We start from the raw sequence: 23105 nt of genomic DNA, 5'->3' as shown, positions 1-23105 counted from the left end.
CTGAGAGGTCAGAACAGGACGTTGATGGCCTTGAGCTCGGTGTAGCTGAGCAGCTCTTCGAGGCTTTCCTCCCGGCCGACGCCGGAGCCCTTGACGCCGCCGAAGGGCACATTGGGGAAGTGCCGGGAAGAGCCGTTGATCCACACGAAACCCGCTTCGAAGGCCCGCGCGACGCGGTGCGCGCGGCCGACGTCGGAGGTCCAGACGCTGGCGGTGAGCCCGTAGGGCACGTCGTTGGCGATCCGCACGGCCTCGGCCTCGTCCTCGAACGGGATGACCGACAGCAGCGGCCCGAAGACCTCCTCCCGCGCGATGCGCGAGCGCGGATCCACGCCGGTGAACACGGTGGGGGCGACGAACAGACCGTGGTCGAGGCCGGGCGGCCTGCCGCCGCCGGTGACGACCGTGGCGCCTTCTCCCCTGGCGAGGTCGATGTAGGCCAGCGACTTGTCGTACTGGGCCCGGTTGATCATCGTGCCCTGCTCGGTCTTCTCGTCGAACGGGCTGCCGATCGTGCGTCCTTCGATGATCCGCACCACCCGCTCGACCACGTCGTCGTGGACCTCGCGCTGGACCAGCAACCGCGAGTTGGATCCGCACGACTGGCCGGACCAGGTGAAGTTCATGCCGGCGACCGCGCCTTCCGCGGCCGCTCGCAGGTCGGCGTCGCCGAAGACGACCATCGCGTTCTTGCCGCCCAGCTCCAGGGTGACGTCCTTGACCCCCGTCTCAGCGGCGGCACGCTGGATGGCCCGCCCGGTCGGCTCGGAGCCGATGAAGCCGATCCGGCGCACGTGGGGGTGCCGTACCAAAGCGTCGGGCACGGCCGGGCCGTCGCCGAGGACCACCGACAGCACTCCGGGAGGGAAGATGCCGGCCGCCAGCTCGGCCAGGCGCAACGCGGACAGCGGAGCCGCCTCTGGCGGTTTGAGTATCGTCGGATTGCCCGCGACCAGCGGTGCGGCGATCTTGCAGGCGAACATGAGCGGGTGGTTGTAGGGCACGATGCGGGCGACCACGCCGGCCGGTTCCCTGACGGTGACGTGCAGCGCGGTGCTCGCGGGCACGGAGGTGCCCTTCAGCTCCAGCGCGAGCCCGGCGAACAGGCGAAGCTGCGACAGGGCCGTCACGACGTCGGCGCGGGAGTTGGTGATCGGCGAGCCGGCGTCGGCGGTGTCCAGCAGCGCCAGTTCCTCGCCGTGCGCCTCGATCGCGTCGGCCAGCGCCAGTACCAGCCGCGCCCGCTCGGCCGCGGGGGTGTCCCGCCACTGCGCGCGGGCGTCGTGGGCGGCTCGCACGGCCGCGTCCACGTCGCGGGCGTCGCCGTCGGGCACGTGGGCGATGACGCTTTCGGTGTACGGGCTCACCCGCGCGTAGGTGCGTCCGCCGGAGGCCGGGGTGAGCTTGCCGCCCACCAAGAGCTTCCACTCCCGTTCCACGAGCCCGGCGGCCTCGGGTGGCAGGTCAGGCATGGGTGTTCTCCTTCGATGCGGCCGGCCCTGGCGGGCCGTACAACCAGTCGGTGTCGCTGAAGTCCCCCGCGTCCCGGCGGGAGAACAGGGCGTTGCGCAGGTCGCGGGCGAGCCCGTCGACGTGCCAGATGTCGCCCCACACACGGGCGGCGCGCTGCACGCGAGCGGTACGCGGGATGCGTTCGCCGGCGTAGGCCCGCAGCGCCTTCTCGACGGCGGCGCCCTCGTCGCTGCCCGGCGGCAGGTGCCGGCCGATGGCGCCGGCCAGCGCCGCGGCGTCCTCGATCGCCTGGCAGGCCCCCTGCGCGAGGTACTGCAGCATGGGGTGGGCGGCGTCGCCGAGCAGCACGGTGCGGCCGATGATCCAGTCGTCGATCGGCTCGCGGTCGGACATGGGCCAGCGGCGATCGCGCCACAGCGCCGGAACGGCCGCGCGCACCCGGTCACAGGTGACGGCGAACGTCTCGTCCAGTTCCTCCGGAGTGCCCCAGTCCGTTTCTCCCGCGGCGAAGCGCTCGCTGCGGAACACCGCGACCTGGTTGTACATGCGGCCACCGCGCAGCGGGTACTGCACGAGGTGCAATCCGGGACCGAACCACACCACGACGTCGGTCAGCGGGCCGCGCGCGCCGGCCTCCTCGATCGGTACGGCGCCGCGGTAGGCGACATAGCCGGAGCAGACGGGCTCGTCGCCGCCAAGCGGAGCCCGTAGCCCCGAGCGCAGCCCGTCGGCGGCCACGGTGAGCGTGCCGCGATACACGCTGCCGTCGGCGCAATTCACCGTGACACCGTGAGGGTGGTCGGTGACGCCGCTGACCTGCCGGTCGGTTTCCAGCACCACCCCGTGCTCGCGGCAGGCGGCCAGCAGGATGTCCAGCAGGTCGCTCCGGTGCAGGACGACGTACGGGCCGCCGTAGCGTTCGCGGAAGCGCTCGCCGAGGTCGAGGTGGGTGAGCCGCTCGCCGGTGAGCGCGTCGTTGAAGACGAGCCGCTCCGGCAGCACGCCGGCCTCCACGACCCGGTCGAGGACACCGAGCCGGTCCAGGACGCGAGTGGCGTTCGGGGCGAGCTGAAGTCCCGCGCCGATCTCGGCGAACTTCGCGGAACGCTCCAGGACGCGTACCCGGCGGCCGGCCCGCGCGCACGCCAGCGCGGTCGTGAGGCCGCCGATGCCGCCTCCGGCGATGAGAATCTCGTGTGCCATCAGTCTCCTCCGCTACAGCCAGGCGCCGAGGGACGGAGCCCGATGGGAGCGGCCGGTGAGCCACGACGCCAGGGCCGCGGTCTCGTCCCGCGTGGTGACCACGTCGGCCACCAGCGCGGTGGTGAAGTCCTCCGGCAGGTCCGGAAAGCCGACTCCGGCGTCCAGGTCGACCGTGTGCACCATGACCTCGCGGGCGCGCAGCCACGCGATCTCGGCAGCGGGCACGCCGCGGCCCCGCGCGGTGACGACGGTGCGGGCCAGCGCGTCCGCGCTCAGGGCGCCGAAGTCGGCGGCGAGGTTCGCGGCGGAGGCGCGGGCCAGCTCGCGCAGGCGGGCCGGTGACAGCCGCGCGCCGTCCTCGATCTCGGCGTCGCGCCGGCCGTCGGCGTACATCGGCGTGGGCTCGCCGGTGCGGGCCCAGGACGCGAGCCGGCGCAACGCCTCGGCGTTGAAGTGCACGTGCGCGACGACGTGGGCGCGGCTCCAGCCCGGCAGCAGCGACGGCGCGGCGAACGCGGTGTCCGGCAGCCCGTCCACGGTGGCGGCGAACAGCTCGGTGCCCTCTTGCATCCACCTCATGGCGTACGCACCCGGTTGCTCAGGCGGCCGATCCCGGCGATCTCGGTGACCAGGTGCGCGCCGTCCGTGAGGTAGCGGGCGGGTGTGCGCGCGTGCCCGACGCCGCCGGGGGTGCCGGTGGCGATCACGTCACCGGGCCGCAGCGTGAGTATCGAGGAGACGTAGCTGATCAGCTCCACCGGGGAGAACACCAGGTCGGAGGTGTCGGCCCGCTGCGTCACCGCGCCGTCCACGAGGCACGTGATCGCCAGCGCGGGCGTGACTCCGCCGGGCAGCTCGTCCGGGGTGACCAGTACCGGGCCGAACGGCGTGGTGTCCTCGAAGGTCTTGCCCTGCAGCCATTCGGGCGTGCGGAACTGCCAGTCGCGGGCGGTCACGTCGTTGAGCACGCTGAACCCGGCGATCGCCGCCGCCGCCTGCGCGGCGTCGGCCCGCCGTACCGGCCGGCCGATGACGACGGCCAGCTCGGCCTCCCAGTCGAGCGCGGCCGATTCCGGCGGCAGCTCGATGTCGTCGTCCGCCCCGACCAGCGCCTCGGCGAACTTGGCGAACAGGGTCGGATACTGCGGCAGGTCACGGCCCATCTCCTTGATGTGGGTGCGGTAGTTCAGCCCCACGCAGACGATCTTGCCCGGCCGGGGTACGACAGGCGCGAACGTGAGCCCGTCGGCGCGGCGGGCCGGTCCGTCCGCGGCGGCCGCGGCCTCGTGCCAGCCGGGACGCAGCAGCAGTTCGCCGACGTCCGCGGCGTCCAGGCCGACGTAGTGGTCGCCGTCGAGGCGCACCGCGCGTGTCCCGTCCTCGGCACGGATGGTCGCCAGCCTCATCGGGCGCTCCCTTCGACGCGCACGCGCTGCTGACCGAGCCGTTCGAAGATCGGTGTGTCGCTGAACCGGAACAGGTCCGCGCCGGAGTCCGTCCTGATCGTCAGCGGCTGCCACGACGGGACCACGAAGAGGTCTCCGCGGGCCGCCGTCCACGCGGCGTCACCGACACGGACGCTCACCTCTCCGGTGAACACCTGGAACACCGACGAGCCGACCTCCCGGCGGGTCGCGGTCGTGGCTCCGGGACGCAGGCGGTGGAACTCCGCCCGGATGGTCGGCATCACGTCCCCGCCGCTCGTCGGGTTGGTGAACCGCACCGCCGCGTGCCCCGGCTCCACCACGCCCGGGTGGCCCTCGTCCTCAAGGGTGAGCTGGTCGGCGAGCGCGCGGTCGGTGTGCTCCCAGCGGTAGGCCGCGATCGGAGAACTGGTGGTGCGCTCCCCCGCCGACGACACCGGCCGCAGACCGGGATGGGCCCACAGGCGTTCGGACCGCGACAGGGCCGGGGTCTCCCGCTCGGTGACCGTGTCCGGGCCCGGCTCGAAGAACGCCGAGCCGGTGTGGTGGACGAACGGGATGTCCAGGCCGTCGAGCCACGCCATCGGCACGTCGCTGACGTTGTGGTGCCCGTGGAAGCGCCAGCCGGGGGTGAGCAGGAAGTCACCGCGCCGCATGGCGACAGGATCGCCGTCGACGACCGTCCACACGCCCTCGCCCTCCACGACGAAGCGGAAAGCGTGCTGCGTGTGGCGGTGCACCGGTGCGTCCTCGCCCGGGCACAGGTACTGGATCGCCGCCCACAACGTCGGGGTCGCGTACGGCGCGCCGCCCAGCCCCGGGTTGGCCAGCGCGATCGCACGCCGCTCGCCGCCGCGCCCGACCGGCACCAGCTCACCGGCCCGGGCGGCCAGCGGCAGCAGGGTGGCCCAGCGCCACAGGTGCGCGCGCGCCGCCGGTGCGGGTTGCGTGGGCATCAGGTCACCGATCTCGGTCCACAGCGGCACCAGCAGCTCGTCCTCGAACCGGTGATACAGCGTGTCCAGCTCGGCGGTCCGCACCGGCTGACCGGGGCCGTCGGAAGACTTGATGCGCACCGGACTCTCCGTGGGTGTCATACCTCACACTATGGATACATTCCGCTGTGAGGGATAACATTTTCTGTTGTGAAGAATAAGCCGGCGTACGCGATCGATTCCGTCGACCACGCGCTGCTGCTCGCGCAGACCCTCCAGCAGGAGGGCCAGTTGCGCGTGACCGACGCGGCGGAACGGCTCGGCGTCTCCCCCTCCACCGCCCACCGCCTGCTGGCGATGCTCGTCTACCGCGACTTCGCCGAGCAGACGGCAGACCGCAAATACATCCCCGGCCGCATGCTCCGCCCCGCCCGGCCGAGCGAGGCGCCCCTCGCCCTGCTGCGCCGTGTCGCCCTGCCGCACCTGCGCGCCCTGACCGACCGGCTCGGCGAGTCGACCAACCTGGTGGTGCTCGTCGGCGCGGAAGTGCGTTTCATCAGCACCGTCGAGTGCACCCGGCCGCTGCGGGTCGGCGACCGCGTCGGGCAGTCCCTGCCCGCGCACCTGGCCTCGGGCGGCAAGGCCATGCTCGCCGCGCTGCCGTCCGAGGAGCTCGAGTCGCTGTACGGCGGCGCCGGCGTCGACCTGGCCCGGTTGCGCCGCGAGCTTGGCCTGGTACGCAAGCGCGGCTTCGCGGTCAACGACCAGCTCACCGAGACCGGGGTCACCGCCATCGGCGCCCCCGTACGTGATGGGTCCGGCCGGACGACGGCCGCGATCAGCGTGGCGATGCCGACCGCCCGCTTCGACCGCACCCGCCTCCATGGCTGGGTCACCGAACTGTCCACCACAGCGACCCTGATCGAACGCGACTTCACCGCCGACACCGAACCGCTCGGGCGCGGGATCGAGCCCCCTCCTGGTCGAGGATCGCCCATACCGTGAGACGGGACGTGCCTTGTCCGCGGCAGATCCGCATGGGTCAGAATGTGCCGATGACGATCTCCGCTGACGACTCCGGTCCGGTCCGGATCGTGACGGCCGTTCTTCGCGACGGCGATCGGGTGTTGCTGTGTCATCGAAGCGCCGGACGCCGCTGGTATCCCGACGTGTGGGACCTGCCGGGCGGTCATGTCGAGGAGGGCGAGGATCCGAAAGAGAGCCTTGTCCGCGAGCTTCGGGAGGAGTTGGGAATCACGGCGTCGGAGCCGTCAGGACCGCCGGTGCATGAGATCCGGACCGCGACGTTCGACATGCGGATCTGGTTGATCGACAGGTGGACCGGAACACCCGTCAACGCCGCGCCGGACGAGCACGACGCTGTGGCGTGGTTCGAGACGTCCGACCTTGACAACCTGCGTCTCGCCCATGAGTCGTATCTCTCGATGCTCCACGCACTCGGTTCATGATGGCGCGTGGCCAAGCCGCTCGCCGCGATGGCGGAGATGATGAAGCTGATCGAGCTGGCCGACCTCGTCGGACCGGATCACGACTTCGACTGGCTACCGATGACCTACGGCTGGGGGCGGCGGCTGCTGAACGCGGCCACCGACCCCGACCTGACCATCAACGGCTGGCGAAAGTAGGGCTGGTCAGCCGCGTTCAGGAGGTTCGGTCCCGGAGATCGTGTGGAATGTCGCCATTCGGGTGGGCGGTAGGGTGATCCTTCTTGTCGTGAAGGATGTCGGGGGGCAGGCATGGGCGATGACCTGCGGTTTTCGTTGCTTGGCCCGGTGCGGGCCTGGCGTGGTGGCCGGGAGTTGGGGCTTGGGTCGCCGCAGCAGCGCCTGGTGCTGGCCGTACTCCTGCTCGCCGAAGGCAGGGCGGTCGGCGGTGAGCAGCTCATGGACGCGGTCTGGGGTCAAGCGCGCCCGCGTACCGCGGTCCATGTGCTGCGTACCTACATCTCGCGGTTGCGTGCGGTGCTGCCGGCCGACGTGGTGGTGTCCGTTGGCGATGGTTATGCGGTGCGGGCGGGCACGTGTGACGTCGCCGAACTGCGGATGTTGTACGGCGAAGGCCGCTATGCCGAGGCGCTGGCCCTTTGGCAGGGCGAGCCGCTGGCCGGACTCGGCGGCGACTACGCAGAGGCCCAGCGCGCCCGCCTGACCGAGCAGCGGCTGGCCGCCCTCGAACACCGCCTCGGCCAGGACCTCGACGAAGGCAAGCACGCGGAGGTGGTCGTCGAACTGAGCGCGCTTGCCGCTGAGCACCCGACCAGGGAGCGTCTGCGCGGCCTGCTCATGCTGGCCCTCTACCGCGCCGGGCGGCAGGCGGAGGCCATCGGCGTCTACACCGACACCCGCACGTTGCTGGCCGACGAGCTCGGCGTGGACCCCTCGCCCGAGCTGGCTGAGCTCTACCAGCAGATCATCAGCGCCGACCCGGCTCTCGGCCGGGCGCCCGCCCGGCCGAGAACCGCCGCCGCGCCGGCCGCCCGGCAGGTGCCGCGTCAGCTGCCCGCTGACGTGGCCGACTTCACCGGTCGCGAGAGCGAGGTGGAGGCGATGGCGGCGGCGTTGCGCCCCCGGCAGACCTCGGCGCTGGCGGTCTGCGCGGTGGCGGGTGCGGGCGGGGTGGGCAAGACCGCGCTGGCCGTGCACGTGGCGCACCGGCTGGCCGGGGACTACCCGGACGGGCAGTTGTTCGTCGATCTGCGCGGCTCGGGCAGCCGGCCGCTGGAGCCCGATCTGGTGCTCGGTTCGTTTCTGCGCGCGCTGGGTCTGGAGGAGGCGCCGGAGGAGCCGGACGAGCGGGCGGCGCTGTATCGCTCGATACTCGCCGACCGGCGGATGCTCGTGGTGCTCGACAACGCGGCCGGGGCCGGCCAGGTACGGCCGTTGCTGCCCGGCTCGGCCACCTGCGGGGTGCTGGTGACCAGCCGGGCCCGGCTGACCGGGCTGAGCGGCGTACGCCAGGTGGACCTGGAGGTGCTCGGACCGGTGGCCGCGTTGCGGCTGTTCACCAGGATCGTGGGCGAGCAGCGGGCCACGGCCGAGCGGGGCGCGGCGATGGATCTGGTCGCGGCCTGCGGGTTCTTGCCGCTGGCGATCAGGATCGCGGCCGCCCGGCTGGCCGCGCGGCCCGGCTGGAGCGTGGCCGGCATGCGCGACCGGCTCTCCGACGAGCGGCGCAGGCTGTCCGAACTGCGCGCCGGCGATCTGGCGATCGAGGCCACGTTCGCGCTGGGTTATGAGCAGCTCGACGAGGCGCACGCGCGGGCCTTCCGGCTGCTGGCCGTACCGGATATGGCGGATGTGCCGCTGCGTGCCGCGGTCGCGCTGCTGGATCTGCCCGAGCAGGAGGCGGAGGCGGTCTGCGAGGCGCTGGTCGACGTCAGCATGCTCGAGTCGCTCTCGCCCGGCCGCTACCGCTTCCACGATCTGCTGCGCGTGTTCGCCAGGAGCCGGGTCGATCCCGACGCCGACGCGGCGCTCGACCGGCTGCTCGATTACTCCGCCGCCGCCGTCGCCGGCCGCTTCCGCTCGCTGTTCCCCGGCGACCGGCGCGCCGACCTGCTGCCCACCGGCGAGGTCCACGACGCCTTCGATCCCGCCGAGACCGACGCCCTGCTGTCCGTCGTACGGCAGGCCGCCACGCGCAAGCACGCCGACCGCTACCGGCTGGCCTGGATCGTGGACATGCTGACCGACGTCGCACCGGAGTCGGTGGCCTTTCAGCACACCCTCGACCTCCTGGTCGCGCGGGCCGGAGACGAGCCGCGGGCCGAGGGCCTGGCCCGCTACCTCCGCTCGACCCTGTCCTCCGCCGACCGCCAGGCGCGCCGGTCCGACGCCCTGGCGGCCATCGATCTGGCCCAGGACGACCAGTACGTGACGGCCGTCGCCACCGTCTCACTCGGCGCCCAGGTCTACGACGACGGCGACTACCGGGCCTCGGTCGAGCTCATCAGGCGGGGCCTGGACATCTTCGCCGACAGAGGCGACAGGGGCGCCCAGGCTCTCTGGCTCGGCCTGCTGGCCCGCTCGCTCGCCGCCGCGGACGAGCCCCGCCAGGCCGTGGAGGCGGCCAGATCGGCCTACCGCGTCCACGCCGAGCTCGGCGGCGGCGCTCCGCGGCACCCGTGGGCGCCCTACCAGCTCGCGGTCACGCTGCAGGCCGTAGGCTCGCTCGACGAGGCGCTGCGCATGTACGAGGCCGCGGTCACGGGCTTCGGTGAGATCGGCGAGCTCGACTGGATCGGCACGGCCACCACCCGCATGGCCGACATCCACCTCACCCTGGGAGATCACGCCCGCGCCCTCGAACTCGCCGAGCAGGGCCTGGTCGCGCTGCGGGAAGTCGACGACGAGCACTGGCAGGGCAAGGCCCTGATGATCCTCGGCCAGGCCCTCACCGCCGCCGGCCAGCGGGAACGCGGTCACGCCTGCTACACCGAAGCGCTGGAGATCTTCGACCGCCTCTGCCTGCCGGAGGCCGAAGACGCGCGCAGCCTGCTGGCCGAAGTGAACGCCTAGCGGTGACTTTGCGGCACTGCGGCTGGACGCCCTCACCTGGTGGCCGGAGCGTGGTCGGTGAAGGAGCCTGCGGGCCTTTTCAGGGTGCGGCACACCTGGTGGGAGAGTTCGCCGCGCACCTGCCCGGCCGATCACGCCGTGTCGGCGCGCAGGACGGGTACCACGGGACGGCGGGCCGCCATGTGGGCGGGCAGGGCGGTGAGTGCCGCGGTCACCAGGAGAGTGGCCAGCGCGGCGACGAGCATCCAGGGCAACGGCGCCAGGGTCGCGTTCCTGGGGCTGAATTCGGAGAACACGCCGATGCCCAGCGGGACACCCACGGCAGCGCCGGGCAGGCAGGGCAGGAGCTGGGCGATGGACAACCCCGCGGAGACCTGCCCGGGGGTGGCACCGAGCGTACGCGCGACTGCCAGGCTTGGCCGGGCTTCCATCGCCGTGGTCCAGGTGAACGCGATGATGTTCACCACGGCCATCGCGATCAGCAGGGCGGAGACCGCGATCATCAGGTGGCCGGAATTCTCGGCTCGCAGGTTGGGCAGGGCATTGGAGCCGTTGAGGCCGTAACCCCTCGATGACTGGACGGACAGGGAGAGCAGGCCGGTGAGCGCGATCAGCGTGGTGGCGGTCGAGCACGCCTGCAGCACCACCCGGCCCGGCCGGCGGGCGATCAGCCTGAGGCCGAGCAGGAACGGCGTGGGCAGCAGCGCGGACAGCGCGGTCAGCCGGGGACGGTGGCGGGGCCGGTGAACGGCCTCGGCCAGGGCGGCCACGGTCGCGGTGCGCAAGGCACGCAGCGTGGGGCGCAGCGCCGACAGCACGGCCACCACCACGGCCAGGACGGTCGTCGTGACGATGACGGCGCCGGTCGGCCCGCCGATGTCGCCGATCCTGCTGGCGGTGGGGCTGGCTATGGCGGGTACCGTCAGGCGCGCGATCGCCAGCCCCAGCACGTCGGCCAGCAGCGCCACGGCCAGGTATTCGGTGAGCAGGACGGCACCGATCAGAGCGGGGGTGGCGCCGACGGCCTTGAGCAGCCCGGCCCGCCGGGTCTGCTGGACGGCGCGTCCCGCGGCCAGTGCCGCCACCCCGGTGACGGCCAGGAAGCTGAGCAGCCAGCTGCCGAGGACCAGGATCGGCTGGGCGCCCCTGAGAATGACGGCGTCCTGCTCGGCCTTGAACTGCCAGGAGTGGAAGTTGATCCGGACCGTGGGGTCGCGGTGGGCCTCGCGAAATGCCGTGGTGGCGGCGGGATCGCGCAGTTTGAGATCCAGGGCCAGGGACACCGGGAGATCTTGGGACGACGCCAGCGCCCGCGCGTCTGATCGGGTCATCCAGGCCAGGCCGCTGTAGTCGCTCGCGCCGCCGTACGGGCCGATCTGCGCCGCCCAGGGGTAGATGGAGGTGGCCGCGGTGACGGCGATCCCGACGACGGGGTACGGCCGGCCGGCGATGGTCACCCGGTCCCCGACACCGACGCCCAGCGCGGTGGCGAAGCCGCGTTCGAGGACGGTGCCGCCGGGGCGTACCCACTGACCCGAGGTCACCAGCGGCCGGTCGACCGCGCCCGGCTTGGCGGCGAAGCCGTGCACCACCACGGGCGAGGACGTGGAGTCGCGCAGGGTCAGGTCGGCGTACACGATGCGATAGGGGCCGTGGTGGGCGACCACGTCAGGGGAGTCCGCCAGCGCGGCCAAGGCCGAGGTGACGGCGGGGCCGGTGACGCCGGACAGTGCGACCACGTCGGGTCCGGCGGTGGCCGCGCGGGTCTGCTCGTACAGCGTCTGGCTGGTCCCGCCCAGGGAGAGGCCCAGAGCCAGGGTGGCGGTGGCGGTGGTCACCGCGAACAAGAGCATCGCGGCGTGGGACGGGTGCCGGCGAACGTCGGCGAGTACCAGGCGTACGACGAGCACGATGGTGCCCATGCTGTTTCAGCCCTCCAGCTCGATCAGGCCGCCGAGCCCGTGCGGGTGGGAGCCGGCGAAGCTGGTGTCGTCGACGAACATCCCGTCGCGCATCGAGATCAGCCGGTCCGCGTTGGCGGCGACGCGCTCGTCATGCGTGACGATCACGAGGGTCTGTCCCGCGGAGCGCAGTTCCTCGAAGATCCGCAGCACGTCGAGGGTGGCGGCGGTGTCGAGGTTGCCGGTCGGCTCGTCGGCCAGGACGACCAGCGGGTCGTTGGCCATCGCGCGGGCGATGGCCACCCGCTGACGCTGCCCGCCCGACAGCTCGGAAGGCAGGTGCCGGGCGCGCGCCGTGAGCCCGACCCGTTCGAGCAGAGCGCTCGCGCGCCCCCTGGCCTGCCGCGGCGAACGGCCGGCCAGCAGCGCGGGCAGCTCCACGTTCTCCGCCGCCGACAGCTCCTCCACCAGGTGGAAGGCCTGGAAGATGAACCCCACCGACCGGCGCCGCATGCGCGCCAGAGCTCGCTCGCTCAAGGAGTCGATGCGCCGCCCGGCCAGCCACACCTCCCCGCGGGACGGCCGTTCCAGGCCGCCGAGCAGGTGCAGCAGGGTCGACTTCCCGCAGCCGCTCGGCCCCATCACCGCCAGCATCTGCCCCTCGGGCACCTCCAGATCGACCTCGTCCACCGCCCGGACCCGGCTCTCCCCTTGACCATGCTCCTTCACCAGGTCACGGACCTGGACCACGGCACCCGACTCGTTCACGCCTCACCCTCGACTCTGTCATCGGCCCTGGACCAGGTCCGCTCGCACGCTTCCAGCCACCGCAGGTCCGCCTGCAGCCGCAGCACGATCCCCTCCAGGAGTAGCACGGCCATCGACCCCGCCGGCTCGGCCAGAATCGTGTGCTGCGCCTCGCGCAGGCGGCGCAGCAGCTCGCGGCGCTGCGCCGCCACCAGCTCGATCGGGTCGGCGAGCCGGGCCGCGGCCGCCGCGACGAGCTTGAGGTGGAACTCCGCCTGGTCCGGCTTGGGCCAGCCCACCTCGGCCAGCCACGCCGCCACCCGTTGCTGACCGGCCGGTGTCAGCGCGTAGACCTTGCGCTCGGGCCGCTCGGGCAGGCCGTCCTCACGCTCGCAGACGACGAGCCCGGCCTTCGCCAGCCGGGACAGGGTCACGTAGATCTGGCCGGGGTTCATCGACTCGCTCAGCGGGCCCAGGCACTGGCGCAGCCGGGCGCGCAGGCCGTACCCGTGTGACGGCTCCTTGGCGAGCATCGCCAGCACTGCGTCTTGCACGGCACCCCCTAACGGTTAGCCAATAGATAGCGGTTAGCCATGCAAGGTGTCAAAACGGTCGACGCCTTTGCGGTACGGCACATGACGGTTTCCGTTTGCGGGCTCACGTCTGAACCGACCGCCCGCAACCAGTCCATCAGCCCGCGAGATCCAAGATGGCGTTGCCGAGTATGTAGTGGTCGCCATCGCTCGCGCCTCCAAGTCTGGTACGGTACCGTACCGTACCAACGGTGGGGCGAGTCGTCCCCCGTTTCCGATCGGCGGAGGAGATGCCCATGGCCAGCCCAGCGGAGCTCAGGTCGGCCGGCAAACGTCAGGCGATCATCGAGGCCGCGCGGTCGGTGTTCCTCGCGGGCGGTTTCGCCGGGGCCAGCGTGGATGAGGTGGCGGCGCTCGCCTCCACCTCCAAACGCACCGTCTATGGGCTCTTCGGTGACAAGAAGGGGCTGTTCACCGCGGTGATCACCGAGGACATCGAGGCCGCCGAACACCGCTCACACGACAGCGTCGAGGCGCTGGCGGCCAGTCAGGACCTCGCCACGGATCTGCGCGCCTTCGCCCGCCGGCACGTCGTGAACGTCATCCAGCCGCACATCATGAGGCTGCGCCGGCTCATCATCGGCGAGGCCGAGCGCTTCCCCGACCTGGCCGGCACCTGGTACGCCAACGGCCCCGGACGCGGCCACGCCACCCTGGCACAGGTGTTCACCACCCTGGCCGAGCGCGGCCTGCTGAAAGCGGACGACCCGCCACTGGCCGCCCAGCACTTCAACTGGCTGATCCTTTCGATCCCGCTGAACCAGGCCATGTTCCACACGGGCGACGACCAGCTCACCCCCGCCGACCTCAAGCACTACGCCGACGAGGGCACCCGGGTGTTCCTGGCCGCCTACGGCGTGAGCCGGCCCAGCAGGCCGGCCGGAACGTTGGGCGCCGGCGACCGTTCGCAGTGACAGCGCTCCTGATCAGTGCCTCCCCATGTCCCGAACCCCATCGACACCAGAGGATCATGATGACCAAGGTGATCTCGGCAGACGGCACACCCATCGCCTACCAGCGCTTCGGCGGCAACGGCCTGCCGCTCATCCTGATCACCGCGGCGCTGTGCGACCGCACCGCGGCCACCGCGCTGGCCGAGCAACTGGCGCCCGAGCTGCCCGCGATCGCCTACGACCGGCGCGGCCGCGGCGACAGCGGAGGCATCGGCAACTGGAGCGTCCAGCGGGAGATCGAGGACCTCGCCGCCCTCATCGAGGCCGCTGGTGGCAGCGCCGCCGTCTACGGCCATTCCTCCGGAGCGGCCCTCGCCCTGCACGCGGCCGCCGCCGGGCTGCCCATCACCAAGCTCGTCCTGCACGAGCCGCCCTTCACCCCCGCCCAGGACGGCGAAGACCAGCGCGAACGGCAGGCCGCCGAAGAGCGGGCCGGACGCGAACAGGCCGAAACCATCCGCGCCCTGCTCGCCCAGGACCGCAAGGCCGAGGCCATCGCCGCGTTCCTGACGCCCACCGGGATGCCGCAGCACATGGTCGAGCAGATGAGCCACGACCCCGCCGCGCAGGCCGTCGCCCACACCCTGCCGCACGACCCGTTCGACGTGGTCAGCGCGAGCAGCAGAGGCGGCGCCACCCCGGCCGAGCAGGCCGCCACGGTGACGATCCCCGCGCTGCTGCTGTGCGGCGGCGACAGCTTCGCCTGGATGGTCGAAACCGGCGCCCAGCTCGCCACCGCCATGCCCGACGGACGCCATCACGTCATGCCCGGCCAGCCCCACGTCGCCGCACCGCAGGTGCTGGCGCCACTGCTGACCGGCTTCCTGCTCACCACATGAGCCTCGACAGCGCTCGCCGCCGGCAGCATCCGGTTTCTGCTGGAGCTTCTCTTCGCCCTCGACCGTCGCCCCCGCCCTTACAACAAGCCGCAGGTGCCGTCCGACCTGATCGTGGAGCGGTTGATCCGCGAGCCCTCGCGTGGTGGTGTCGAAGGCCGCAGCCCTGGCCGAGGGTTCCGCCGGAGCGATCTCGACCAGGTAGGTGGGTCAGTTGTCGATGGCCTGGTAGAGGGTGGTCCAGAAGTCGTGGATGGCCATGGCCGAGTCGGGGGTGGACATGCCGGTCTGGGTGAGCAGGATGCCGACGAGGTCGTTGCCGGGGTCGGCGTAGGTGGTGGTGCCGGCTCCGCCGTCCCAGCCGAACTGGCCGACGGGCGCGTAGTCGCTGCGGTAGGTGCGCACCGCCATCCCGAAGCCCCACCCGCCGTGCTGTCCCAGGCCGTAACCCATGTGGAGGTTGTCGCGGGCCCAGGCCATTCGGGCGGCCTGCTGCGCGGGCGGGAGTTGGTTGGTGGTCATCAGCTCGACGGCGGGCCGGGACAGGATCTGCCGGCCGTCGTGCGTGCCGCCGTTGAGCAGCATCCGGTAGTAGGCGTGGTAGTCGTCGGCGGTGGAGTCCAGTCCGCCGCCGCTGGACGGGAACGCCGGGGGCCGGCTGTGGTGTCCGCCTTCGGCCGGGTCTTCCACATTGAACGCTCCGGTCTGCCAGTCGGGGGCGTACAGCGGCGGGAACCGGTGGATCTTGTCGGCGGGCACGTGGAAGCCGGTGTCGGTCATGCCCAGCGGCTCGAAGATGCGCTCGCGCAGGAACGTCTCGAACGGCTGTCCGGTGACCCGGGCGACCAGCACGCCGAGCACGTCGTCGCTGAGGTTGTACAGCCACCGCTCGCCGGGCTGGTGCATCAGCGGGAGCGTGCCCAGGCGGCGCATCCACTCGTCGGGGTCCGAGCCCGGCAGCAGCCATCCGTCCTCCTGGCCGTAGACCCCCCGCTCGAAGAACGCGCCCATGATCGGGGCGGTCTTCGCCGCCATGTCCAGTCCGAGTCCGCAGGTGGAGGTGAGCAGGTCGCGTACGGTGATCGGCCGCCGCGCCGGCACGGTCTCTTCCAGCGGGCCGTCGGGCCGCGTCAGCACCTGCCGGTCGGCGAGTTCGGGCAACCACGCGTCCACCGTGTCGTCCAGCCGCAGCCGGCACTCATCCAGCAGGACCATCGTCGCCGACACCGCGACCGGCTTGGACGTGGAGGCCATCCGGAAGATGGTGTCGCGGCGCATCGGCGCGCCGCCGTCATGGCGCATCGTCCCGATCGTTTCGACGTGTGTCTCCTCGCCTCGGCTGACCAGGGCGACGAGTCCGGGAATCTTCCCGGACTCGACATGCCCGGCCAGCACCTCGCGCAGTCTGTCCAGCCCGGTCTTGGAGAAGCCGCTGTTGCTGTGTCCCATCACAAATGTCCTTACTTCGATACACAATGTTGATCTTGGGTCCCCGGCGCCTGACGGTCCTCAGCCGGCGGCGCGCTCGATGGCGTCGGTCAATCGCTTCCGCGCACGTGCGGGGACGTAGCCGCCGTCGGTGTAGTTCCGGGCGAACGCCTCGGCGAACTTCACCGGGTCCCGCCCGACGATCTCGCGGATCGGCGTTCCGGCTGCCGCGGCCTGTTCGAACAGGGCGGCGAGGTCTTCGAACCTTGAGGCGTCGCTGTCGGCGTCGGTCGGCACGAAGTGCATCAGGTGCCGCTGAATCGCTTCGACCGTGGTGCGACCGCCGAATGTGGTGTTGGACATGGTGATCTGCCTCCTGCGTGGAGCCGTTCGAGCCGTTGTGTGGGAAGCTGCAGATCCTCCACCGGGCCGGTTGTTCATGCATTGCTGAACGTCTGTGACCGTACATTGCATTCATAAATCAGTCAACATTTCTGGGAAGTCAATTAGCCTGTTCAGAAGCAATTAATGAGCCCGTACTGCAATGAGCATGACACTGATTGCAATGGATGACCAAGGATCGCGTTGCAATGGACTGCGAATGATTGCATACTGTGCGCACGTCGGCAGATGGGAGACGAGCACCGATGCCCGGAGACAGGCTCACCGATGAGGACCGCCGGCACATCGCCACGGGACTGGCCGAAGGGCTCGGATACACCGAGATCGGCCGGCGTCTCGGGCGGCCGGGCTCAACCATCATGCGGGAGGTCACCCGCAACGGCGGACCCGACGACTACCGCGCGCAGCGGGCACAGGAGGCCACCCGGCAGCGTGCGCGCCGGCACCGGCAGCCCAAGCCTCCGGCGCCGCCGATCGGCGACAGCAGCCACGGGCGCGACCCCCAGGCGGTCCAGGACGTCACGCAATCCTTCGCCACGCTCCTTGAGCAGCAGGGGATGCCCCGGATGGCGGCCAGGGTACTGGCCTGCCTGCACGTCACGGATTCCGGCAACCTCACCGCCGCCGACCTGGTCCAGCGGCTTCAGGTCAGCCCCGCGTCGATCTCACAGACCATCACCCTCCTGGAGCAGCAGGGACTCATCAAGCGGGAACGAACTCCCGGCGGGCGCCGCGAACGCTATGTCGTCGACGACGACCTCTGGGTCCGCTCCACCCTCGCGGCCCTTCAGATGAACGAGACCCTGGCCGCCACCTCGCAGCGCGCGGCGGAGATCCTCGGGACCGCGACCCCGGCCGGCGCCCGCTTCGCCACCTCCGCCGACTTCCTGCTCCTGGTGAACGCGACCCTCGGACAGGTCATGGAGCAGTGGCAGCAGAACCAGGACGAACGGAACGCCGGACACCGGTCATGATCTCTCGCGGCTTTCATCGTCATACGAAGCCGTCGCCTACTCCTCGGTGTAGCGCAGGTCCTGCCGGTCCAGGTAGCGCTGGAGGCGGCGGCGGGTGTCCTCGCCGACCTCGCCGATGGCGTACAACCGGCCGAGTTCCGCGCTCTGCACGGCGAGCACAGCGCCGCGGCCAGCGGCACCACGCCGCGCGCGCCCGCCCACGAGATCACCGCGGGAACCTGCCAGGTGGGCCGCAGCCGCCGGTCACTGCGCCATTGCTGCAGTGCCGCCAGCGGGAACACCATGCGACCCGGACGAGGACCAGCACGATGGCGATGGCGACGACGGCCACCAGCCAGGACAGCTCCTCGCCGGTCGCGTACAGCAACGGCGGCAGCACCACGAGGCTGCCGACCAGACTTCCCGGCGCTCCAGGTGCGCAAATTTACCAAAGATCCGTCAACGAGCATCACGGGCGGCCGGCCGACGTCGCTGGTGCTGGTGCCAGCGCTGCAGCAGGTCGGGCAGCTCGGCCAGCAGGAACTCATAGAAGTCGCGCATCTGGGTGAGCCGCCTGTGGGCGGGATCCTCGGCGTTGGTGACTGCGATCCCGGACCGGGCCGCGCCGAGCATGGTCTCGATGACCGTGTTCTGGCTGGTGAACAAGATGGCCCAGGCGTCCTCGCGCAGCCGGTAGTGCTCGCGGCGGCTGCCCGGGGCCGGCAGGCGTTCGATCAGCCCGACCGACAGCAACGACTTCACCGCGCTGGAGACCGAGCCCGCGCTGGCCTCCAACCGGTCGGCGATCTCACCCGCGGTGACACTCTCCTGGTCGGTGAACAGGAAGACCGCCAGGGTCCGCGCCGCCATCCGCTGCAGCCCACCCTCGATCAACGTCAGGGCCAGCCGTTCCGCCGCCTGCCACTCTTCGAACCTGTCGTTCACGTGCGCCCTCCCTCTCACAAGACAGGCTATCGAAAAGCTGACTCTTTAGAAATTTCTGAAATATCGCCATATTCCGTGTATCGGCCTCTCCTCCGGGAGAGGACTCGATGATGTGCCGGGAAGCCTGGTCGGCGAGCAGCGTTCGCCGACCCCAGGAGCCGACCCGATGACCTTCCTCAATCGTTTGTACGGCGAGCGCCCCGCCCTTGCTCACCGACGTCCCGGCCGCCCACGGTATGCGGCTTACAAAGGAAACCCCATGAAGGCGGCCGCGTGCTCGCCCCGGGCCCCGCCGACGCGCGGCTGCAGTACATCGACGTACGCGACGCCGACTGGCTACTGCGCGCGGCCGAGCGCGGCCTGGGCGGCGCCTACACCGCCATCGGCAGACCCCGCGCCGTCACGACCAAGGAACTGCCGGCCACCGCCCTGGACGTCACCGGCTTCGCCACGGAACTGGTCTGGGCGCCCGCCGGCCTCATGCGGCGCGAAGGGCTGACACTCGGCCTCTACCTGCCCGACGGCTCGGTGCCGAGCGGCATGCACGACGCCAACCAGCTCGGGCAACTGCGGCAGCGGCGGCCGATCGCCCGGCACCCCCGCGTCGGCTCCACCGCTCCCTCGGGCAGCCGGGCGATCCGCGCGTCCAGCGTGTGGCGCGGCAGGAGGTTGACCGTGACCAGCGACACGATCGAGGTCAGCAGGAACAGCCCGGAGTAGAACATCGTGAGCCGAACCCGGATCGTCGTCACAGCAGGTATCCGGCACCGGGAACCGTCTGGACGCACGGCGGGTTGCCCAGCTTGGCCCGCTGGCGGCTGACCAGGACCCGGACCACCGTGTGCATCTGCGACCCCGTCGTACGCCACGTCGACGGCCATGGCGTGGCGACGCCAGCACCACGAGATCGGCCGGGTCGCGTTCGTCCTCGGCCACCAGCGTGCCGACGTTCGTCCCCGAACAGGGGTAACAAGGGCGTCAACGATCCGTTCACGACCGTGCAACCCGCCTCCGGCCACCATGGCGGCCATGATCAAAACCCTCTGCGCCGCTATCCTGATGGCGGCCTGTTCCATGTCCGCACCGGCCACCACCTCAGGCGAGCGCTGCACCGCCGCCACCGCGCCACCTCCGAAATCGGCGCCGCCGACCTCGGTGAACACGCTCCGGCAGGCGTACTTCTGCGTGCTGGACAACTACTACAGCGGTCCGGTCATGGAGCCGAAGGCACTGCTGAAGAGCGCCTTCGCCGCCTACACCCAGGACCTGATGCGGCGCGACGCCGATCGGGCCGACCTCCGGCTGCCCGAGCTGACCGGGAATCGCGCCACCGACTGGGCCGCCTTCGCGAAAGTCCTCGGCGCCGGTGACGTGTCCGCGCTGCGCGCCGCGATCACCGCAATGGTTGCCGGACTGCACGACAACCATGCCCGCTGGGTCAGGCCGACTCCCTCATCGGACGGCGGGCCGACCGGAACGGGCATCGTGGGCATATCAGCCCGGCAGGGCCAGCAACTCGACCCGGCGGCCAAGCCGCCGTTGTTCATCACCAGCGTCCTGCCCGGCAGCCCCGCCGCCAAGGCCGGCATCAGACCAGGTGACATCATCGTCAAGGCCAACGGCGTACCGGCGTTCATCGGGACCACCGTGAACCAGAGCATCGTCCAAGCCTTCGCCACCGACCCGGTCAAGCTCACGCTCAGGCGCCCCACGACGGGACGGACCCGTACCATCGACCTCAGGGAGGGGCCCATCACGAGGCGGCCTCCGGCAGTGACATCGAAGACGCTTCCCGGCGGCGCCGTCTACGTCCAACTGCCCGGATTCTTCGACGGCGCCGCCGACCAGGTCCTCGCCAAGCTGCAGGGTAAGCCGAAAGCGGTGGTCCTCGATCTGCGCGGCAACGGCGGCGGGTCGCCCCGCGAGGTGACGCGGCTGCTCGGCGCGTTCGCGCACGGCAAGGTCACCAGCTATTTCTGCCCGCTCAAGGGCGACTGCGTGCCCAACCGGACCGACGACACCGTCGCGTTGCTCGGCTCGCGCCTCATCGTCCTCACCGACCGGGGATGCGCCTCGGCCTGCGAGGACTTCAGCGCGGCCGTCAAGGACAACAACCTGGGCACCCTCATCGGAACCCGCACCGCCGGAGCCGTCTCGGGCCCCGCCGAAGGCTACCTCCTCAACGACGGCAGCATCCTGCTGCTGCCCAAGGTCCGGCACCTCGGGCCCGCCCGCGAAACCATCGACACGATCGGCGTGCCGGTCGACCACTACGCCCCCATGACCGCCCTCGACCTGGCCACCGAGCGCGACCCGGGCGTGGCCAAGGCACTGACGCTCCTGTGACGGGCGGCGGGGCTGCCTACGCGGCGCCACGGACCCGCCTCGTGGCCTTGCCGATCTGGCAGCGCGTACCTAACCTCTCAGGACAGAACAGCTAGCCCTCAACGTCGCCGTCTTCGTACTGACCGCCCTCTGGATAGGCGAGCCGCTCCTCAAGCTGCTGGGCATCAGCACCGCCGCGCTCACCGCCACCGGCGGCATCGCGCTGGCCTACGCCGCCATCCCGCTGATGCGCGGCAAGGCCGGGGCGGTCGAAGAACCGAGCGAACCCGACGACGAAGCCCCCGGCCCCCGCCCGATATCAAGTCCATCCTGTTCACCCCGGTGACGGACACCGACATCGCCTGCCCCCGAACCGGAGCTGACCGACCTGATTCTCGGCTACCTCACTGGGACAGGCACCGCCTCACAGCACGCGAAGCAGCGGATCCACGCCAAGCCTGCCCCGGAACGTGTCCAGGTCGAGACGCTGCCGGCCGTGGGACTTCCACAAGGAGACGCAGGTCAGAGCAGGATTCGGTGGATGAGCGGTGACGAGACGGCTCGGGGTGCGGCTCACCCATCGGCCGCGCGTTCGGCCGCAAGCTCGCGAGCCACCTCCAGCCCATCGCTCGCCGCCACCAGGCGTTCTCCGGAGGAGACCCGCACTTCCCGTTCCAGAATGGCGATGGCCTCCGGTGAGTACTCACCCACCTTGCGCAGCAGCAGAGTCAGATATCTGAAGGTCTCCCCATCGGCCGCCGCGGCCGCGGGACCGATCATCGGCAGGCTCGCCATCACCGTTTGCCGACAATAGCTCTCCAGGTCCGTCTTGGACCCGTCCACAAGTACCTTCTTCCCGTATCCAGCTCCCCGAAGATGACGTTGAGCATGAGCCAGCCGAATTCGGAAACAGATCCGCGAAGTCTCAGTTCCTCAAGAATCCGGTCCGCTACCGGGGCAGCGGCCGTCTCGAGGTCGCCTTGATTCACAACGGCTGTGTAGATGCGATCGAATGCCGCATCTCGCTCGGCCGCGGCTCCGGTCAGTAGCCTCTCCAGGGTTGCCGGGATCTCCTCCGACCCCCCTGTGGACGTTCGCACCGTTGACCAGTCCCATGTCATTAATCTCGCCCTCTCGCCCCACCGGGGAGTTGGCTCCACAAGCTGATCCGTGGCATGAGTCTCAGCGCGGAAGCCACCAGCCATAGCCGCTTCTTCCCAACGACCCCGTTGCCGGTCACGCAGGCCACCCAGCCAATGATCATGATAGACGGAAGGGCTCGAAGCACGCAGGTCGGCGAGACCACAGATAGCGACTTCGGGCCATCTACGGAGAGTGTGGCCGGGCAGGCTCCCGCTCCGAGGGCAGGCCGGGGCCGCCTCGCCCTGGCACAGGCACCTGGGAGAGCAGACCCAGCGCCCCCGCGATCAGGTGGGGCCAGCCGAACAGCCCCCAAGGGCTGGAGCAGTCGAGCGGTGCGGACGACAGCAACCAGGCGACCGGGTGGAACAAGGCGGGCACCAGCAGCGCCAGTCCGACGAACGGCGCGCTCGGATGCGGGGCCAGCACGGCCCCGATGGCAGCCAGGCCGACCCAGATGTAGAGGGCCTCGGCAGTGTCGAGATGTAAGGCGGTCAGAGCCCAGGTGCCCTTCAGGTCCGCCCAGCAGCCGACGATGCCGTCGGAGGAGAAGTTCCTGGCCAAGGCCCGGCCGAGTACCAGGAGCACGACGGCGCTCCAGACGGCCGCCCGCGATCTCGGCAGTTGGGGGCCCGGGCGGGTCCGCAGCAGGGCGATGGCGGCGACCGCGTGGCAGGCCAGCACGATCCACACGCTGCTCTTCTGGCCGCAGGGGGTGGTGTCAGGGAGGACAAGGGTCAGCGCGTTGAGCACCAACGTCACCGCAGCGCAGATCGCACCGGCTTTCGGGAACCGACGAGGCGCCCAGAGCGCGAGGAACGCCAGCACGATGGGCAGCAGCGTCGATGCGTATCCGGCGGTCAGCCAGACGACGATCTCCAGCGGGCTCGGCTCCATCACCTCGTACGCGAAGTAGCCGCAGTCTTCGAGCATCAGGATGGATAAGAACTGCGGTGCGGTGGCGGCCAAGATGGCCAGGGCACGAAACATGGGCGGCCTCTCGCGCCAGGCGGATGATCACGGGAGAGAGTACCGGAAGGGGCGCCGATCATCGCCGACGGATGGACTGACCACCGCGGCCACCTGGGCGGCGAAGTCCTCGCCGGCGAACAGCACACTGACATGCTCGTGGGGCCAGGCAGCTGCGCGGCTTCGGCGCCCAGGCGTTCGAGTGCGCCAGTTGTTCCATCCGGCCACCGTGGCAGCCGGGACGTCATGGACGGGAAGATCGCTCACGGCTCCCGGCGGCTGGCTTCGCCGAGTCGGTTGCCCCGGGGTGGCCGGATTACGGCCTGGGGTGGTGGATCGA

The 23105-nt window shown here is 70.8% G+C and carries 25 protein-coding genes; 10 read left to right on the top strand and 15 right to left on the bottom strand.

Features of this window, described 5'->3' with window-relative positions; all coding sequences use genetic code 11:
* Nucleotides 1-8: 8 nt before the first annotated feature.
* From ACFWYW_RS28720 to ACFWYW_RS28700, 5 genes are read right to left on the bottom strand one after another with little or no spacing between them, the layout of a single operon-like run.
* Complete coding sequence (locus tag ACFWYW_RS28720; protein ID WP_379615830.1) at nucleotides 9-1472, bottom strand: aldehyde dehydrogenase family protein; 1464 nt, start codon at nucleotides 1470-1472, stop codon at nucleotides 9-11.
* On the bottom strand, nucleotides 1465-2676 hold the full coding sequence (locus ACFWYW_RS28715; protein WP_379615828.1) for an FAD-dependent monooxygenase: 1212 nt from the start codon (nucleotides 2674-2676) through the stop codon (nucleotides 1465-1467). Before ACFWYW_RS28715 ends, ACFWYW_RS28720 begins: the two co-directional genes overlap by 8 nt.
* A 12-nt stretch (nucleotides 2677-2688) precedes the next feature.
* Entirely contained in the window at nucleotides 2689-3255 is a 567-nt protein-coding gene (locus ACFWYW_RS28710; RefSeq protein WP_379615826.1) for a maleylpyruvate isomerase N-terminal domain-containing protein, read from the bottom strand.
* A complete protein-coding gene (locus tag ACFWYW_RS28705) occupies nucleotides 3252-4082 on the bottom strand; it encodes a fumarylacetoacetate hydrolase family protein (RefSeq protein WP_379615824.1) in 831 nt (276 codons plus the stop codon). The genes ACFWYW_RS28710 and ACFWYW_RS28705 overlap by 4 nt, the downstream gene beginning before the upstream one ends.
* A complete protein-coding gene (locus ACFWYW_RS28700) occupies nucleotides 4079-5197 on the bottom strand; it encodes a cupin domain-containing protein (RefSeq protein ID WP_379615822.1) in 1119 nt (372 codons plus the stop codon). The genes ACFWYW_RS28705 and ACFWYW_RS28700 overlap by 4 nt, the downstream gene beginning before the upstream one ends.
* Nucleotides 5198-5245: 48 nt before the next feature.
* Between ACFWYW_RS28700 and ACFWYW_RS28695 the strand changes: the two genes are divergently transcribed.
* The 4 genes from ACFWYW_RS28695 to ACFWYW_RS28680 all read left to right on the top strand — a co-directional run bounded on the left by ACFWYW_RS28695 (nucleotide 5246) and on the right by ACFWYW_RS28680 (nucleotide 9573).
* On the top strand, nucleotides 5246-6040 hold the full coding sequence (locus ACFWYW_RS28695) for an IclR family transcriptional regulator (RefSeq protein ID WP_379615820.1): 795 nt from the start codon (nucleotides 5246-5248) through the stop codon (nucleotides 6038-6040).
* 50 nt (nucleotides 6041-6090) lie between these two features.
* A complete protein-coding gene (locus tag ACFWYW_RS28690) occupies nucleotides 6091-6504 on the top strand; it encodes an NUDIX domain-containing protein (RefSeq protein WP_379615818.1) in 414 nt (137 codons plus the stop codon).
* A gap of 6 nt (nucleotides 6505-6510) precedes the next feature.
* The gene (locus ACFWYW_RS28685; protein WP_379615816.1) at nucleotides 6511-6681 is read left to right on the top strand and encodes a hypothetical protein; all 171 of its coding nucleotides are present in this window, start codon (nucleotides 6511-6513) and stop codon (nucleotides 6679-6681) included.
* A 111-nt stretch (nucleotides 6682-6792) separates the two neighbouring features.
* A complete protein-coding gene (locus ACFWYW_RS28680) occupies nucleotides 6793-9573 on the top strand; it encodes a BTAD domain-containing putative transcriptional regulator (protein WP_379636967.1) in 2781 nt (926 codons plus the stop codon).
* Between the two features lie 131 nt (nucleotides 9574-9704).
* Here ACFWYW_RS28680 and ACFWYW_RS28675 read toward each other — a convergent pair whose 3' ends face one another.
* Genes ACFWYW_RS28675 through ACFWYW_RS28665 form a run of 3 tightly spaced genes read right to left on the bottom strand, consistent with a single transcriptional unit; the run spans nucleotide 9705 to nucleotide 12775 of the window.
* The gene (locus tag ACFWYW_RS28675) at nucleotides 9705-11495 is read right to left on the bottom strand and encodes an FtsX-like permease family protein (RefSeq protein ID WP_379615810.1); all 1791 of its coding nucleotides are present in this window, start codon (nucleotides 11493-11495) and stop codon (nucleotides 9705-9707) included.
* A gap of 6 nt (nucleotides 11496-11501) precedes the next feature.
* Entirely contained in the window at nucleotides 11502-12242 is a 741-nt protein-coding gene (locus ACFWYW_RS28670) for an ABC transporter ATP-binding protein (RefSeq protein ID WP_379615808.1), read from the bottom strand.
* A complete protein-coding gene (locus tag ACFWYW_RS28665) occupies nucleotides 12239-12775 on the bottom strand; it encodes a PadR family transcriptional regulator (protein WP_379615806.1) in 537 nt (178 codons plus the stop codon). The genes ACFWYW_RS28670 and ACFWYW_RS28665 overlap by 4 nt, the downstream gene beginning before the upstream one ends.
* Nucleotides 12776-13050: 275 nt before the next feature.
* Here ACFWYW_RS28665 and ACFWYW_RS28660 point away from each other — a divergent pair, with 275 nt between their 5' ends.
* Complete coding sequence (locus ACFWYW_RS28660; RefSeq protein ID WP_379636965.1) at nucleotides 13051-13728, top strand: TetR/AcrR family transcriptional regulator; 678 nt, start codon at nucleotides 13051-13053, stop codon at nucleotides 13726-13728.
* A gap of 68 nt (nucleotides 13729-13796) precedes the next feature.
* Complete coding sequence (locus tag ACFWYW_RS28655) at nucleotides 13797-14606, top strand: alpha/beta fold hydrolase (protein ID WP_379641106.1); 810 nt, start codon at nucleotides 13797-13799, stop codon at nucleotides 14604-14606.
* Between the two features lie 207 nt (nucleotides 14607-14813).
* Here the strand turns inward: ACFWYW_RS28655 and ACFWYW_RS28650 are convergent, their stop codons facing one another.
* Nucleotides 14814-16052, bottom strand: coding sequence for a serine hydrolase domain-containing protein (locus ACFWYW_RS28650; RefSeq protein ID WP_379625859.1), 1239 nt, complete (start codon nucleotides 16050-16052; stop codon nucleotides 14814-14816).
* A gap of 60 nt (nucleotides 16053-16112) precedes the next feature.
* The gene (locus ACFWYW_RS28645; RefSeq protein WP_379625857.1) at nucleotides 16113-16394 is read right to left on the bottom strand and encodes a DUF1048 domain-containing protein; all 282 of its coding nucleotides are present in this window, start codon (nucleotides 16392-16394) and stop codon (nucleotides 16113-16115) included.
* A 284-nt stretch (nucleotides 16395-16678) separates the two neighbouring features.
* On the opposite strand from ACFWYW_RS28645, the gene ACFWYW_RS28640 reads away from it, so the two are divergent.
* Nucleotides 16679-17407, top strand: a complete 729-nt coding sequence (locus ACFWYW_RS28640) for a MarR family transcriptional regulator (protein WP_379625855.1) — start codon at nucleotides 16679-16681, stop codon at nucleotides 17405-17407.
* Between the two features lie 36 nt (nucleotides 17408-17443).
* Here ACFWYW_RS28640 and ACFWYW_RS28635 read toward each other — a convergent pair whose 3' ends face one another.
* The 3 genes from ACFWYW_RS28635 to ACFWYW_RS28625 are packed head-to-tail and all read right to left on the bottom strand — an operon-like array spanning nucleotide 17444 to nucleotide 18331.
* Nucleotides 17444-17566 (bottom strand): hypothetical protein, encoded by a 123-nt coding sequence (locus tag ACFWYW_RS28635; RefSeq protein WP_379625853.1) that lies wholly within the window; start codon nucleotides 17564-17566, stop codon nucleotides 17444-17446.
* Nucleotides 17567-17612: 46 nt separating this feature from the next.
* Entirely contained in the window at nucleotides 17613-17786 is a 174-nt protein-coding gene (locus ACFWYW_RS28630) for a hypothetical protein (RefSeq protein WP_379625851.1), read from the bottom strand.
* A 59-nt stretch (nucleotides 17787-17845) separates the two neighbouring features.
* On the bottom strand, nucleotides 17846-18331 hold the full coding sequence (locus tag ACFWYW_RS28625; RefSeq protein WP_379625849.1) for a GbsR/MarR family transcriptional regulator: 486 nt from the start codon (nucleotides 18329-18331) through the stop codon (nucleotides 17846-17848).
* Between the two features lie 273 nt (nucleotides 18332-18604).
* Between ACFWYW_RS28625 and ACFWYW_RS28620 the strand changes: the two genes are divergently transcribed.
* From ACFWYW_RS28620 to ACFWYW_RS28610, 3 genes are all read left to right on the top strand, one after another.
* Nucleotides 18605-19051 carry a hypothetical protein gene (locus tag ACFWYW_RS28620; protein ID WP_379625847.1) on the top strand — a complete coding sequence of 149 codons (447 nt, stop codon included), beginning with the start codon at nucleotides 18605-18607 and terminating at the stop codon, nucleotides 19049-19051.
* 309 nt (nucleotides 19052-19360) lie between these two features.
* Nucleotides 19361-20677 carry a S41 family peptidase gene (locus tag ACFWYW_RS28615; RefSeq protein ID WP_379625845.1) on the top strand — a complete coding sequence of 439 codons (1317 nt, stop codon included), beginning with the start codon at nucleotides 19361-19363 and terminating at the stop codon, nucleotides 20675-20677.
* Between the two features lie 118 nt (nucleotides 20678-20795).
* Entirely contained in the window at nucleotides 20796-21002 is a 207-nt protein-coding gene (locus ACFWYW_RS28610) for a MarC family protein (RefSeq protein ID WP_379625865.1), read from the top strand.
* A 227-nt stretch (nucleotides 21003-21229) separates the two neighbouring features.
* Here the strand turns inward: ACFWYW_RS28610 and ACFWYW_RS28605 are convergent, their stop codons facing one another.
* Nucleotides 21230-21499 carry a hypothetical protein gene (locus tag ACFWYW_RS28605; RefSeq protein WP_379625843.1) on the bottom strand — a complete coding sequence of 90 codons (270 nt, stop codon included), beginning with the start codon at nucleotides 21497-21499 and terminating at the stop codon, nucleotides 21230-21232.
* 483 nt (nucleotides 21500-21982) lie between these two features.
* Entirely contained in the window at nucleotides 21983-22786 is an 804-nt protein-coding gene (locus ACFWYW_RS28600; RefSeq protein WP_379625841.1) for a hypothetical protein, read from the bottom strand.
* Between the last annotated feature and the right edge of the window lie 319 nt (nucleotides 22787-23105).

Origin of the sequence: Nonomuraea sp. NPDC059023 (assembly GCF_042740095.1) — a bacterium.
Classification (GTDB): domain Bacteria; phylum Actinomycetota; class Actinomycetes; order Streptosporangiales; family Streptosporangiaceae; genus Nonomuraea.
Note: the sequence above shows the minus strand (reverse complement) of the source record. Positions and strands in the feature narration are given on the sequence as shown.

Excerpts from the sequence above, each read along its gene's own strand:
- ACFWYW_RS28720 (WP_379615830.1), bottom strand. The coding sequence starts at position 1,472 with ATGCCTGACCTGCCACCCGAGGCCGCCGGGCTCGTGGAACGGGAGTGG.
- ACFWYW_RS28715 (WP_379615828.1), bottom strand. The coding sequence starts at position 2,676 with ATGGCACACGAGATTCTCATCGCCGGAGGCGGCATCGGCGGCCTCACG.
- ACFWYW_RS28710 (WP_379615826.1), bottom strand. The coding sequence starts at position 3,255 with ATGAGGTGGATGCAAGAGGGCACCGAGCTGTTCGCCGCCACCGTGGAC.
- ACFWYW_RS28705 (WP_379615824.1), bottom strand. The coding sequence starts at position 4,082 with ATGAGGCTGGCGACCATCCGTGCCGAGGACGGGACACGCGCGGTGCGC.
- ACFWYW_RS28700 (WP_379615822.1), bottom strand. The coding sequence starts at position 5,197 with ATGACACCCACGGAGAGTCCGGTGCGCATCAAGTCTTCCGACGGCCCC.
- ACFWYW_RS28690 (WP_379615818.1), top strand. The coding sequence starts at position 6,091 with ATGACGATCTCCGCTGACGACTCCGGTCCGGTCCGGATCGTGACGGCC.
- ACFWYW_RS28680 (WP_379636967.1), top strand. The coding sequence starts at position 6,793 with ATGGGCGATGACCTGCGGTTTTCGTTGCTTGGCCCGGTGCGGGCCTGG.
- ACFWYW_RS28675 (WP_379615810.1), bottom strand. The coding sequence starts at position 11,495 with ATGGGCACCATCGTGCTCGTCGTACGCCTGGTACTCGCCGACGTTCGC.
- ACFWYW_RS28660 (WP_379636965.1), top strand. The coding sequence starts at position 13,051 with ATGGCCAGCCCAGCGGAGCTCAGGTCGGCCGGCAAACGTCAGGCGATC.
- ACFWYW_RS28650 (WP_379625859.1), bottom strand. The coding sequence starts at position 16,052 with ATGGGACACAGCAACAGCGGCTTCTCCAAGACCGGGCTGGACAGACTG.
- ACFWYW_RS28645 (WP_379625857.1), bottom strand. The coding sequence starts at position 16,394 with ATGTCCAACACCACATTCGGCGGTCGCACCACGGTCGAAGCGATTCAG.
- ACFWYW_RS28640 (WP_379625855.1), top strand. The coding sequence starts at position 16,679 with ATGCCCGGAGACAGGCTCACCGATGAGGACCGCCGGCACATCGCCACG.
- ACFWYW_RS28615 (WP_379625845.1), top strand. The coding sequence starts at position 19,361 with ATGATCAAAACCCTCTGCGCCGCTATCCTGATGGCGGCCTGTTCCATG.
- ACFWYW_RS28600 (WP_379625841.1), bottom strand. The coding sequence starts at position 22,786 with ATGTTTCGTGCCCTGGCCATCTTGGCCGCCACCGCACCGCAGTTCTTA.